Source organism: Marinobacter koreensis (assembly GCF_023156285.1).
In the GTDB taxonomy this organism is placed as follows: Bacteria; Pseudomonadota; Gammaproteobacteria; order Pseudomonadales; family Oleiphilaceae; genus Marinobacter; species Marinobacter koreensis.
Map to the genome: position 1 here is coordinate 51566 of NZ_JAKZAJ010000003.1, position 12783 is coordinate 64348.

Below are 12783 nucleotides of genomic sequence, written 5' to 3' on the forward strand. Positions count from 1 at the left end.
GTTTCGTTGCTGAATGGATGGTGCCATGAAACTCTCTGCGTTTGGCCGTAAATTCACCGCCGATGCCGGTATAACCTCACTGATGGATGACCTTGGCAATGCCATGGCGTCCGGTGACGACATGATCATGATGGGAGGTGGTAATCCGGGCCACATCCCGGAAATCCAGCATCGTGTTCAGACCATTCTGTCTGAGATGGGCCAGAACGAGGATGAGGTCCGTCGACTCGTAGGCATCTACGATCCGCCCCAGGGAGAAAAAGGATTCATCAGTGCTCTGGCAGAGCTGTTGAACCGCGAGTATGGGTGGGACCTCAGTCCGGACAATATTGCCCTTACCAATGGCAGCCAGGCCGCCTTTTTCATGTTATTCAACATGTTTGGTGGGGACTATGGAGGCGGACAGCGAAAACACATTCTGCTGCCCCTCGCGCCGGAATACATCGGGTATGCCGATGCCGGGATTGAGCCCGGGTTGTTCCGAGCGGTTCAGCCGGATATTTCTTTCACCGATGCGCACGAATTCAAGTACCGGGTGGATTTTGACGCTGTGGAGGTCACCGGTGAAACCGGCGCTATCTGTGTGTCGCGCCCGACCAATCCCACCGGCAACGTGATCACCGACGAAGAGCTCGCCCGTCTGGAAGCTCTGGCGGGGCAGCACGACATTCCCCTGATCGTCGATGGCGCCTATGGAACGCCATTCCCGAGCCTGCTGTTTGTGGATGCCCAGCCAACCTGGAATGAGCGCATCATTCTGTGCCTGAGTCTGTCGAAGCTTGGGCTTCCCGCTGCCCGAACCGGCATCGTGATTGCCTCGGAGCCGGTGATCAAGGCGTTATCGGGCATAAACGCGATTCTGAACCTGGCAACGGGTAGTTTCGGGGCCATGATTGCGGAGCCGCTGGTAAGATCCGGTGAAATCCTGTCGCTTAGCCGGGATGTCGTCTGTCCGTTCTACAAGACCAAGATGGAGCGTGCTGTCGAAGTCTTCCGCGAAGCCATGGGCGAGGACTCGTGTCGCTGGTACGTGCATAAGCCCGAAGGCGCCATGTTTCTCTGGCTCTGGTTCCCGGATCTGCCAATTTCAAGCCTGGAGCTCTACCAGCGTCTGAAGCAGCGGGGTGTGTTGGTGGTATCCGGGCATTACTTCTTCCCCGGTTTGCCAGATGATGGCTGGCGGCACCGTCACGAATGCCTGCGCGTCACCTATTCGCAGGATGATGAGCGGGTGGCCGCCGGGTTGAGGATCATCGCAGACGAGGTCAAGGCCGTCTGGCAGAGTTCAGAGCAGGGCGCCTAGCCCTCGACCTTTGCGGTGTCAAGGTGGAGTTCGTAGCGTTTGCCGTCGGGCTCGATCTGGAGCAGGCGTACGAGGATGAACTCCCGGTCTGGATCGAACCACATCAGCGTCTGGCGCTTGGAACCTTCCTTCCGGACCTTTTCCGCTTTGAGGGTCCCCCTCAGGATGTCGATTGACGCTGTCTCCGGCTCTTTCGTCAGGACGGCAAAGTGCGTTTTATCATATTCGCCCCCGTCAATGACTTGATAGGTCATATCCCGTTCGCCCGCCTTGATGTCCTGTCGTAACTGAAGCTGGTAGCCGAGGGGGTCGAGGGTACCTTCCTCCAGGGGCAGTTTGAAGGATTTGCCTTTGTACTCCCCGCTGGCAGTCCCTGCGGCCCAGTCGAAGTCGATAGACTGTTTCCGGTCCCTGATGAACAGGCCGGACAGTTTGTAGCGGTAGCGGAGGGGAACCACGCGTCCGTTTTCCCACTTGAGGACCAGAGACTCGTCGATGTTGGCGATAAAGGACTTAACATCGGTTCGATACAGCCAGACGCCATTGCCCTGGTCGGTCAGGCTACGGGTGCCGGTGCCGCTCAGTTCGATGCCCTTTTCCATGGTGGCCGTGTAATTGGCCTTGAAGGGTACGAGGTCGGTGGCCTGTTCCGCACTGGCCAACGCCGAGGCCAGGAGTAAGGCAAGGGTAGTGAGAAAACCTATAAGCCTTCCGATACAGGAAACGGGCTGGTGACGGTCGCTTGTCATGAGTCGGGGTCCTTTTCACCTGACAGGTTTAGCGACAGTGTAGCCGGTGATGCGTGATCCCGGCATGACAATCTGTTCAGTTCTCGGGAAGTCTCATCGGTGCCGCCAGGGGCTCGCCGTCGAAGAGCACATAATCGCTTCCCAGGTGAATGCGGCCTTCGCAGAACCACCGGATTACGATGGGATAGAGGATGTGCTCCTTCTCCTGCACCTTTTCAGCGAGCGATTCGGCGGTGTCATCCGGTGCCACATGAACCTCTGCCTGGGCAATGACCGGGCCACCGTCGAGTTCTTCGGTCACGAAATGTATCGATACCCCATGAACAGGATCGCCAGATTCGAGCACCCGCTGATGGGTGTTCAGCCCCGTGTATTTTGGCAGCAGGGAAGGGTGGATGTTGAGCATGATACCGCGGAATGCCCGGACAAAATCCGTTGTCAGGATCCGCATGAAGCCGGCCAGCACCAGCACATCCGGATTATGGCGACGAATCTCGGCCATCAGTGCGGCGTCGAATTCTTCCCGGCTCTGGAATTTTGTGTGATCGACAACGAACGTCTCGATATTCGCTTGTGCCGCCCGCTCAAGCGCGAAGGCGCCCGGACGGTTGGAACCGACCGCAATAATCTGGCCCGGATAGTCGCGTTCACGGCTGGCATCAATCAGTGCCTGAAGGTTGGTTCCGCTTCCGGAAGCGAGTACCAGGATACGCGGCAGTGGAGCTTTATCTGCCTTCATGCCGACAACAGTCCTGGCTGGTATTTCACCACAGGCTCCGCGTCCTGGGCGTCCGCGCTCTCGATGACGCCGATCTGCCAGACGGTTTCACCCAGCGCATTCAGCGTGTCGACCGCGAGATCCTTCTGGTTCGCAGGCACACAGACAATCATGCCGACGCCGCAGTTGAAGGTCCGGTACATTTCTTCAGCGGCAACGCCGCCGGCGTCCTTCAGCCACTGGAATACCGGCGGCAGTGTCCAGCTGTCCGTGTCAATGGTGGCGACGCTACCCTTGGGCAGAACCCTGGGAATGTTCTCTGGCAATCCGCCGCCGGTAATGTGCGACAGGGCGCGTACGTCGACTTCGCGGATCAGTTGAAGCAGGTTCTTCACGTAAATGCGGGTCGGGGCCATCAGGGCATCCGCAAGGCGGGTATCGCCAACGGTCTGATCGATATCGGCGTTACTGACTTCGAGAATTTTACGGATCAGGGAATAGCCATTGGAGTGCGGTCCGGACGAGCCCAGGGCAAGGAGGACATCTCCGGGCTGAACCCGGCTGCCGTCGATAATCTCGCTGCGTTCGGCAACGCCGACACAGAACCCTGCCAAATCGTAATCTTCCCCTTCATACATGCCCGGCATCTCGGCGGTCTCTCCCCCGACCAGGGCGCATCCTGCCTGGGCGCAGCCTTCACCGATGCCGGCAACCACCTGCGCTGCCACGTCTACGTTCAGTTTTCCGGTGGCGTAGTAATCAAGAAAGAACAGCGGCTCCGCGCCACCCACCACGAGGTCGTTCACGCACATGGCGACCAGGTCGATGCCGATGGTGTCATGCTTGCCAAGCTGCATGGCCAGACGGAGCTTGGTGCCGACGCCATCGGTACCGGACACCAATACCGGTTCGTTGTATCCGGGCGGGATAGCCACCATGGCCCCGAAGCCACCCAGGCCGCCAAGCACTTCGGGGCGCCGTGTGCGGGCCGCAGTGTCCTTGATACGGTTGACGAGTTCGTTGCCTGCGTCGATGTCAACGCCAGCGTCGCGGTAGGTCAGGGAGGGCTTCTGTTCGCTCATGGTGTATTGGAACCGTTGGCAATAGTGGGACAGGCCGCGGATTTTAACAGCTACTCACGGTATAGGCCATGGTGTATCCTATGCGCCATCCATGCGAACACCAGGGTGATTCATGTCAGTATCGGGACAAAACTTGGCGCGGACAGTACGGACAATCGCAGCGGCGGCACTGGTTCTGCTGAGTAGTATTATAACGGTATCCCAGGCGCAGGCCGTTACCGTCTCCGGGCTGTATTCGGTAGAAGTGCCGGTGGCCGGTTCCGGAGCTGATCAGTTGGCGAAGGGAGCTGCGGAGGGCCTCGGACGTGTGCTGGTTCGCGTCTCTGGAAGCCGAGACGTTTTGAGCCTTGATGGCGTTCAGTCGCTGATGGACGATGCCGAGTCTTTACTGCTTTCCTACCAGTTTCTTAGGGATGACAACGGCAATGACCGCCTGCAGATGTCCTTTGGTGCCGTGGGCGTTAACAAGGCTCTGGCATCCGTTAATGCCCCGGTGTGGGGGGCAAACCGGCCTTTGACGCTCGCCTGGGTCGCGGTTGAGGAACGGGGCTCCCGACGCCTTGTTACTGAAGGTGATGCGGATGGTGCCGGGCCAGCGGAAGATCCCTGGCGGGCTGCCTTCAAAGAAGCCGCTGCAGATCGAGGGCTGCCCCTGGCGCTGCCACCTGCATCTGCCAAAGGCGACCGGGAACTGCTGTCGGAAATATGGGGGCAGTTTGTCAGCAACGTTCAGTCGGCTGCTTCGGATCTGAGCCACGATGCCATGGCCCTCGTTCGAATCAACCGCAGTGGCGGGCAATGGCGAGCTGGTTGGGTCTTTGACGGTGGCGCTGCCAATGGTGGCGAGCAGTCAGTAACGGCCGCTACGCCCGATGAGTTGGTCAACGCCGTTATCGATCGCTGGACTGAACAGTACGCTAGCCAATACGCAGTGTCCGCGAACGAAGTCGGCGAATCCCCGCAGGTGGATATCGTTATCGATGGAGTTGACAGTGTCGCCGATTATGGCGGTGTGACAGATGTCCTTGAAGGGCTCACGCCGGTACAGGAGGTGAGTGCGGCCAGGGTGAAAGGTTCCCAGCTGACATTGAGGGCGACTTTTACCGGGGAGTTGGACCAGTTGAAGCAGTACATTGCACTGGACTCACGGTTCGTCGCCATGGACCCGGGGTCATTAGCCCCTAAAACGCTCGAAAAGACAGGCAGCCAGGCGTCGGCTGCGAATGTCCCGGGCACTGGCGCCGAGAACGCTTCGAATGAGGCCGCTCGAAGCCCAGACGGTGTGTCACTACCGGGCAAGGGTGCGGACCTCAAGGACAAAGGCGTCGCATCCACAACGTTTACCTACCAGCCGTTGGCAAACGACAAAGCAGATGCGTCCCAGGCCTTCGACTCGCTTTATCAGGTGCTTTATTATCGCTGGCAGCCTGCGCCCAACATCGGATCAAATCCCGAACAGTAAGGCGACAGTGGAGGGAGTCTTGTGAAATCGCAACGCTGGCGCTGGATACCCAATGCCTTGACGTTTTTGCGGATTGTCCTGATTGTTCCCTTCGCTGCGGCCCTGCTGATGGAGAACTATCGATACGCTCTCGCCATCTTTTTCGTGGCGTCCGTGACCGATGCGTTCGACGGCTTTCTGGCAAGGCACTTCAATTGGCGGTCCCGGTTTGGTGCGATTGCCGATCCGCTGGCGGATAAAGCCCTTCTGATCACGTCCTACCTTATGCTGACCCTCACGTCGGTACTCCCGGTCTGGCTGTTCGCCATCGTTCTGGGCCGCGACCTGCTTATTGTCGGTGGGGCGCTGGCTTACCATTACGGCGTTGGTCGGTTCGAAATGGAACCGAGTATCCCGGGCAAGATCAACACGTTCGTTCAGATTCTCGTGGTGCTGGCGATTATTATTCTTCTGGCGGGCTTCCCGATGCCGCCCTGGGTGCGTGATGTCGGGGTGTTGCTGGTTGCCCTTTCAGCGGTAGTAAGTGGCGGCCATTATTTGCTGGTCTGGGGAATGCGGGCCTGGAGGGCGAGACAGGAATGATGGCGTCCCAACTGGTTCTTGGCGTAAAACTGCGTGACGATGCCCGGTTCGATAATTTTCACGGTGACCGGAATCAGGACGTGGCAGTGCGGCTGAGGGCCGTATGCCAGCGCCCGGAAGGTGTTCCCGTCGTCGTGGTCTGCGGCGATTCGGATACCGGGAAAAGTCACCTGCTCCAGGCCGCCTGCCACCAGGTGGAAGCGATGGGCGAGGGTGCGGTCTGTGTCAGTCTGGCTGAACTCGAGCCCTTTGGGCCGGGAGCCCTGTCGGGGCTGGAGTCACAGCGCCTGGTTTGTCTGGACGATCTGGAGCGGATCGCCGGCGATCCAGCCTGGGAAGAGTCCATCTTCCATCTTTATAACCGGATTCAGGATCAGGGTAGCCTGTTGGTGGTCAGTGCTGGGGACGTCCCGTCGGCATTGGGACTGGGTTTGCCTGACCTGATGTCCCGACTGGGGCACGGACTTTTGTTGCAGCTCGGCGTCTATCGGGACGAGGACCGCCAGAGAATTCTCCAGGCCCGTGCGGAGCAACGAGGCCTTGTGATGGCGGACGACGTTGCCGGATTCATAATGCGTCGGGCGCCGCGACGGCTCGGGGACCTGCTGGCCCTGCTGGATGTCCTGGATGAAAATTCGCTGCAGGCCCAGAGGCGTCTGACCATCCCGTTCGTCAAGACGGTCATGGGATGGTAGCCCGGGTAATGATAAAAACGACCGATCGATACGATCGCGCAAGGGGAGAGACGAAATGAGACGGGTTGTGTTCAACCAGAAAGGCGGTGTGGGCAAGTCCAGTATCACCTGCAATCTGGCGGCTATCAGCGCTGCCAGGGGAAAGCGGACGCTGGTTGTTGACCTGGATCCGCAGGGCAACTCCACGCATTATCTGCTCGGCAGGCCGGCGGCGGAACTGAAGGATACCATCGCCGATCTGTTGGAGCAGACCGTGGCGTTTACCATGTTCAACCGTCGGCCCGACGAATTTGTACACGCCACGCCTTTCGATAACCTGTTTGTGTTGCCTTCGAGCCCGGAACTGGATTTTCTGGAGCGCAAGCTTGAGGCGAAACACAAGATCTACAAGCTCCGTGAAGCCCTGAAAAAATTGAGTGACAGCTTTGATGCGATTTACATCGACACGGCGCCGGCCTTGAATTTCTATACCCGGTCCGCATTGATTGCTGCACAGCGTTGCCTGATACCTTTTGATTGTGATGACTTCTCGCGCCAGGCGCTTTACAACATTCTGGGGGAGATCCGCGAACTGCAGGAGGATCACAATGAGGATCTGGTGGTCGAGGGCATTATCGCCAATCAGTTCCAGCCAAGGGCCAGTCTCCCCAGGAAACTGGTCCTGGAGCTGACCGAGGAGGGTTTGCCGGTGCTTCCTGTCCGGCTGTCCAGTTCGGTCAAGATGAAAGAATCCCATCAGAGCAGGCAGCCCCTCATTCATATGGCTCCGAAGCATCCGCTGACCCGGCAATACGAAGATCTGTTCCGGGTCTTGCACGGAGAGGCAGTCGAGCTGGAGCCTCTGACCGAATAGGTGATCGCATGACCGATGGCAATAGCAAAGTGGCGCGAGTAGCGGACAGCCTGCTGCAGATCGAAGTCGAACTCCGGCAGCTGGACGTTTGGGAAGAGGAAGCGCCTCCCCGGGAGGCCTTCCAGAGCGACAAGCCCTTCTGCGTCGATACCATGGAGTTTACGCAGTGGCTTCAGTTCGTGTTCGTGGAGAGAATGAAAATCCTGATTGAGAATGGCCACCCGTTGCCCGAGGTCTCAGGCATGGCTCCCATGGCTGAGGAACATTTCCGTGGCAGGCCGGAATCCGGCCATGGCCTGATCAGGGAGCTTCAGGCCATGGACAGGTTGTTGTCCGACCAATAGTTGTGTTCAGTCCAGCCTCATTGAGAGGTCAATGGCTTTGATGTCCTTGGTCAGGGCGCCGATAGAAATGAAGTCCACCCCGGTTTCTGCGATCGGGACCAGGGTCTGGGCGTTGATCCCGCCCGATGCTTCCAGTCTGGCCTGGCCGGCTGCGACAGTAACGGCGGTCTTCAGGTCTGCCAGCGAAAACTCATCCAGCATGATGATATCGGCGCCGGCAGCCAGGGCCTGATCGAGTTCGTCCAGTGTTTCGGTTTCCACTTCAACAGGACGGTCCGGCGCAATTCTGCGGGCCTCGGCCACTGCGCTGGCGATTGAACCGCAGGCGGCGATATGGTTCTCCTTGATCAGAAAGGCGTCCCATAGGCCGATGCGGTGGTTGAAGCACCCACCGCAGGTCACGGCGTACTTCTCCGCCATTCGCAGGCCTGGCAGTGTTTTTCGGGTGTCGAGCAGCTGGACTTGCGTGTGTGCCACCCTTGCAGCGTAGGACGCGCAGGTGGTGGCGACGCCGGAGAGAGTCTGGAGCCAGTTGAGGGCCGCGCGCTCGCCGGTTAACAAACTACGGGCGGGTCCTTCGAGGGTGAACAGGGTCTGGTCGGGGACGACCCTGTCGCTGTCGGCTACCTGCCAGTTTACGGAAACGTCCGGATCCACCTGCCGGAAGACTTCATTGACCCACTCGGCTCCGGCAATGGTTGCTGCTTCCCGGGTTATCACTCGCCCAGTGGCGTGGGTTTCAGCCGGAATGAGGCGGGCAGTGATGTCACCATCGCCGATGTCTTCGCGCAGGCTGAGAGCGACTGATTCAATTCGGGATTGGCGTAAACGTTCGTCAGGCAGCATGATAGGTGGTCCGCGGATTCAGAGTAAAAATGACTGGCGGACGATTCTATAGCGATGTCCGGCTTTCGCCAAATGACGGGTTGCCGTCAGCTAAACTGTGACTCAGGTCCGATCTACACAAAAGGTGACAAATTCTGACACAACCTGACGTGCTCAGCTCGTACCATAGTTGGTAAGACGCGTAGAATAAGTGCGCACACTGATTCCGGGAGTAGCTCAATGGCGCAGGATAACAAGGTGGTTTCCTTCTCGGGCGGCAATCCGTCCAGTGGATCCGGGCTTCCGACCGCCTTGGTCCGCCTGCGTGACGCATCGGGTCACTCCATGAAGGCCATGCTGGCCGACTTTTTTGATGGCGCGGACGACTCGCTGTTCGAACTTGCCGACCGTGCAGCCAGCAATGTCGATCAGAACGCCTATTTCGATGCCATGCGTGAGCTGAGAATGCATCGGAAGGCCATGATGCTATCGATGCTGCAGTATGTTTCCCGTGCCTTCAACGACATCGGGCGCTTTCGCTCCCGGCCTTCCGGTCGGTCCTTGGACGACATCGACAGTGAAGGACTGAGTCTCCTGGACCATGCCGACATGGAGCAGAAGGTCGCGATCGATAACATGGTCAACAAGTTCCGGAATCGCCACCTCGATGCCATCCTGATGCTCAAGGCCCGTGTCAGCCATCTGGTGCCCAATGTCGATCTCAGCGACAGCCAGATGCCGCTGAGCCCTGAAGTGATCTGCGGCGCAATCGCCGAAGCCTGTTCTGATCTGGACATCGACATCCGGGCCAAACTGGTGGTGTTGAAGTTGTTCGACCGGCTGCTCGCGGACCAGTTGGGGCCCTTTTACCAGAATGCCAACAAAGCCTTGGCGACCGAGGGGGTACTGCCAGACCTGAAGCGGCCTCCGGCAACCAGTTCACAGTCCCGTCGCACCGGTCGCGCAGCAGAATCCGGGGTGGCAGGCGATGGCGGCCCGGAACAGGGATCGGCGCCGGGTGGCGCCACCTTCTCCGAACTTACTGCGCTCCTGCGCCAGGGAGGCGTGCCCTCCGGGAACGCCGGTGCAGGTACGGGCACGAGCTTTCTCGACACCAACCGGCTGGTAGACCGGCTGAGCAGTATCCAGGCCCAGCCAGGAAACTGGCAGCCCGGAGAAGTGGTCTCACTGAACACTCAGCTGCAATCGGTATTGAGGGGTGACTCCGGACAGACCTTGCAAGTTGAACAGGTCGACAGCGATGTCATCAACCTGGTGTCGATGCTGTTCGATTTTATTCTGGAAGATCGCCAGCTCCATCCCGTAATGAAGGCGCTGATCGGACGTCTCCAGATTCCGGTGCTCAAGGTGGCATTGAGCGACCGGAATTTCTTTAACCGCGGCGGACACCCGGTACGCAAGCTGCTGAATGAACTTGCGCTATCAGCTATGGGCTGGAGCGAAAAAAGGGAAGGGCAACGGGACCCGCTCAAGGAAAAAATCGAAGCAGTTGTGACCCGGGTGCTGGACGATTTCACCGACGACGTCTCACTGTTCGAGGATCTTCTTGAGGACTTTAGCCGGTTCACCGACCTCGATCGGAGGCGACGTGAGCTCATCGAACAACGCCTGCGTGATGCTGAAGAGGGGCGTGCCCGGCAGGAGAAGGCGTCTGAAGCAGCGGATGGAGTCATACAACCTCTGCTTGAAAACCGCGATGTGCCCGAGTCCGTCGTGTCACTGTTGAAGGATCCCTGGAACCGCTACCTGCAGTGGTTATATCTCCGGGAAGGGGAGGGAGCCGATCGCTGGAATACCGGTGTCGCGTTGACGGAACGGTTGGTCTGGAGTGTCGATCCGAATCCGGTTGGCCCATCCACACGCAGCGAGCTTTTGCGCGCCATCCCGTCCATCGTTGATGATCTTCGGGCTGCACTGCAGGAAATTTCCTGGGACCCGTTTGCAACGGACTCCGCGATCCGTGACCTCGAGCTGGCCCACGTGGACGTCTTTCAACGGCTGGTTACGGCCGCACCGCGGGAAGAGACAGTTGAGCCGCCGGCATCGAAAGACCCTGTTGAGACGCCCGCACCTGATCTCTCCGGCACCGTTGAGCCCGAAGCCCGGCACGCGATCGAACCAGCGCCGATTCCCGAGCAGGCCTCCGATAGCGAGACCGCCGGGATGGCTACGCCTCCGGTCGAGGAAGCCCAAACAACGGCAGAGAGCCCAGCTGTCGGGGCTGCGCCCGAGTGGCTGGAGCGTGCCGACTCCCTGCGAGTTGGCTCCTGGATTGAGCTGACCCGGGACGGCAACAAGGTTCGTTGCAAGCTGGCAGCGTTCATCAAGGCAACCGGAAAGTATATCTTCGTGAATCGCAGCGGCGCCAAGGTGGCTGAATACCTCCGTGAGGAACTTGCGGCCTCCATGGAAGCGGGCGAAATCGGTATGCTTGATGACGGTCTGATCTTTGACCGAGCCCTTGAATCCATCATTGATAATCTGCGCAGCAGCCGTAAAGACTGAGAGCATGGCAACGAGAAGGGCTTTGTGATTCAATCGTTCACATCCTTAAATGATGTGTAGCTTTGGGATCAACCTTGCCAGAAACAAAAGCTCCTCTGTCTTCAGGAACCTTCCATCAGTCGGACGTCGAGGCGCTCCGTAAAACAGGGCGATTGCCCGGAGTGACCTGGCGTCCCTCCCCCAATTTTGGTGCCAGGCCTGAAGGCGCCGGCATCAGTCTGCTGGTGGTCCACAACATCAGCCTGCCGCCGGGTCGGTTCGGAGGCCCTGAAATCGCGGATTTTTTCTGTAACCAGCTGGATATCTCGGCCCACCCCTATTTTCAGGAAATTGCCGGTCTTCAGGTATCAGCGCATGCCTTGATTCGACGGGATGGAACGGTTGTCCAGTTCGTCAGCCTGCTTGATCGGGCGTGGCATGCTGGTCGTTCCTGTTTCGATGGCCGGGAGGAGTGCAACGACTTTTCCATTGGTATCGAGCTTGAAGGATGCGATGACGTTCCCTACACCGAAGCGCAGTATCACCGTCTGGCTGAACTGGCAACACTGTTGATGCAGGCGTGGCCCGATATTCAGGTGGACCGCATAACCGGCCACAGCGATATCGCTCCCGGCAGGAAAACAGATCCGGGCCCCGCATTCGACTGGAACCGGTTCCGGGCCCTGTTGGTGACGCGGCCCCTCGACGGAGTCGATGCCTGATGGCGTTAATTGTCTTTTTGCTTGCTTACCTGATCCGCCGACGGCTCGATAATGCCAACCATCTCTCTTCCGATGCGCTCTGGCGTCTCTGGTTCAGGTGGGGTTCCCGCGCGTCGCCGGGCAAGGAAGGGGCAGCAGGTCCTGCCCTGATCTTTTTGCTGCTTCCGGTAATTATGGCGGCAGTCATCGAATTCGAACTGTCCAGTCTTGGCTTTTGGGGTCTGCTTTACCCACTGCAACTGGTGGTACTGGTCCTGATGATGGGAACGCCCGGCTGGCGCTCCCTGCTGACGGATTACTCGGAAGCCTGGTCCCGGGGGGACATGCAGGCAGCATGGCACCATGTGCGTGATCAGCTCCCGGCCAGTGAGCGCGGTGACGCCCTGTCTCCGGAGGCCATGCATCTGTCGCTTTCACGGGCATTGATGTTGGCGGTGTTTAACCGTTTCTTCCTGGTGGCGTTCTGGTTTGTGCTCGGTGGTATGGCCGGTGCGATCCTGGCGCGAGGGCTGGTTGCGTTGGCAGAACAGTGGCCGCAGGCGTCGGCGCGGCCGGCGTTTGTCCGTATGGCCCGTTGGCTCGCCTGGCCTCCATCCCGGCTTTTGTGTCTGACATTCGGTCTGGCCGGTGATCTGGCGGGCTGGTTACGGGTCGCCCGGCGGGTGCTCAGTCATCCGGGGCTGGCCACCGGAGAAGCGCTGATGGCCTCTGCTAACGGGGCTTTGACCGGATATGCCCTGGATCCGGACCGGTTCAGGACACTACATGCCGACGATTGGCTGGAATTCGGTGGCCGAAGCGTTGAAGCGATCCGGGATCTTCTGAACCGTTCGATGCTCGTCTGGCTTTGCGGATTGGCCCTCATGGTGATCTCTGGCGTGATTTGAGCCCGGTTATATTTTTAAAAATATTACAGTTTCACACCAAATAGTGATTAAGTTTT

At 58.9% G+C, this 12783-nt stretch carries 13 protein-coding genes; 9 read left to right on the forward strand and 4 right to left on the reverse strand.

Annotated elements, in window-relative coordinates:
- Nucleotides 1-25: 25 nt before the first annotated feature.
- Nucleotides 26-1303 (forward strand): valine--pyruvate transaminase, encoded by a 1278-nt coding sequence (locus MLD04_RS08505; protein ID WP_248157015.1) that lies wholly within the window; start codon nucleotides 26-28, stop codon nucleotides 1301-1303.
- Here MLD04_RS08505 and MLD04_RS08510 read toward each other — a convergent pair.
- The 3 genes from MLD04_RS08510 to purM form a co-directional block, all read right to left on the reverse strand.
- Complete coding sequence (locus MLD04_RS08510; RefSeq protein WP_248157017.1) at nucleotides 1300-2052, reverse strand: DUF3108 domain-containing protein; 753 nt, start codon at nucleotides 2050-2052, stop codon at nucleotides 1300-1302. The two genes, MLD04_RS08505 and MLD04_RS08510, sit on opposite strands and share 4 nt — an antisense overlap.
- 76 nt (nucleotides 2053-2128) lie before the next feature.
- Nucleotides 2129-2791, reverse strand: a complete 663-nt coding sequence (gene purN, locus MLD04_RS08515) for a phosphoribosylglycinamide formyltransferase (RefSeq protein WP_248157020.1) — start codon at nucleotides 2789-2791, stop codon at nucleotides 2129-2131.
- Complete coding sequence (gene purM / locus MLD04_RS08520) at nucleotides 2788-3852, reverse strand: phosphoribosylformylglycinamidine cyclo-ligase (RefSeq protein WP_248157021.1); 1065 nt, start codon at nucleotides 3850-3852, stop codon at nucleotides 2788-2790. The genes purN and purM overlap by 4 nt, the downstream gene beginning before the upstream one ends.
- A gap of 133 nt (nucleotides 3853-3985) precedes the next feature.
- Here purM and MLD04_RS08525 point away from each other — a divergent pair, with 133 nt between their 5' ends.
- The 5 genes from MLD04_RS08525 to MLD04_RS08545 are packed head-to-tail and all read left to right on the forward strand — an operon-like array spanning nucleotide 3986 to nucleotide 7788.
- Nucleotides 3986-5314: a DUF2066 domain-containing protein gene (locus tag MLD04_RS08525; protein WP_248157022.1), complete on the forward strand. Its 1329-nt coding sequence runs from the start codon at nucleotides 3986-3988 to the stop codon at nucleotides 5312-5314.
- Between the two features lie 21 nt (nucleotides 5315-5335).
- Nucleotides 5336-5896, forward strand: a complete 561-nt coding sequence (locus MLD04_RS08530; RefSeq protein WP_248157023.1) for a CDP-alcohol phosphatidyltransferase family protein — start codon at nucleotides 5336-5338, stop codon at nucleotides 5894-5896.
- Nucleotides 5893-6591: a DnaA regulatory inactivator Hda gene (gene hda, locus MLD04_RS08535; protein WP_248157024.1), complete on the forward strand. Its 699-nt coding sequence runs from the start codon at nucleotides 5893-5895 to the stop codon at nucleotides 6589-6591. Before MLD04_RS08530 ends, hda begins: the two co-directional genes overlap by 4 nt.
- A 55-nt stretch (nucleotides 6592-6646) precedes the next feature.
- Entirely contained in the window at nucleotides 6647-7444 is a 798-nt protein-coding gene (locus MLD04_RS08540) for a ParA family protein (RefSeq protein WP_248157025.1), read from the forward strand.
- A gap of 8 nt (nucleotides 7445-7452) precedes the next feature.
- Nucleotides 7453-7788: a YqcC family protein gene (locus tag MLD04_RS08545; RefSeq protein ID WP_248157027.1), complete on the forward strand. Its 336-nt coding sequence runs from the start codon at nucleotides 7453-7455 to the stop codon at nucleotides 7786-7788.
- Between the two features lie 6 nt (nucleotides 7789-7794).
- Here the strand turns inward: MLD04_RS08545 and nadC are convergent, their stop codons facing one another.
- A complete protein-coding gene (gene nadC / locus MLD04_RS08550) occupies nucleotides 7795-8634 on the reverse strand; it encodes a carboxylating nicotinate-nucleotide diphosphorylase (RefSeq protein ID WP_248157028.1) in 840 nt (279 codons plus the stop codon).
- Between the two features lie 219 nt (nucleotides 8635-8853).
- Between nadC and MLD04_RS08555 the strand changes: the two genes are divergently transcribed.
- The 3 genes from MLD04_RS08555 to MLD04_RS08565 all read left to right on the forward strand — a co-directional run bounded on the left by MLD04_RS08555 (nucleotide 8854) and on the right by MLD04_RS08565 (nucleotide 12727).
- Complete coding sequence (locus MLD04_RS08555; RefSeq protein WP_248157029.1) at nucleotides 8854-11139, forward strand: DUF1631 domain-containing protein; 2286 nt, start codon at nucleotides 8854-8856, stop codon at nucleotides 11137-11139.
- Between the two features lie 95 nt (nucleotides 11140-11234).
- The gene (ampD, locus tag MLD04_RS08560; protein ID WP_379883615.1) at nucleotides 11235-11840 is read left to right on the forward strand and encodes a 1,6-anhydro-N-acetylmuramyl-L-alanine amidase AmpD; all 606 of its coding nucleotides are present in this window, start codon (nucleotides 11235-11237) and stop codon (nucleotides 11838-11840) included.
- Nucleotides 11840-12727, forward strand: coding sequence for a histidine kinase (locus tag MLD04_RS08565; RefSeq protein WP_248157031.1), 888 nt, complete (start codon nucleotides 11840-11842; stop codon nucleotides 12725-12727). The genes ampD and MLD04_RS08565 overlap by 1 nt, the downstream gene beginning before the upstream one ends.
- Nucleotides 12728-12783: the final 56 nt, after the last annotated feature.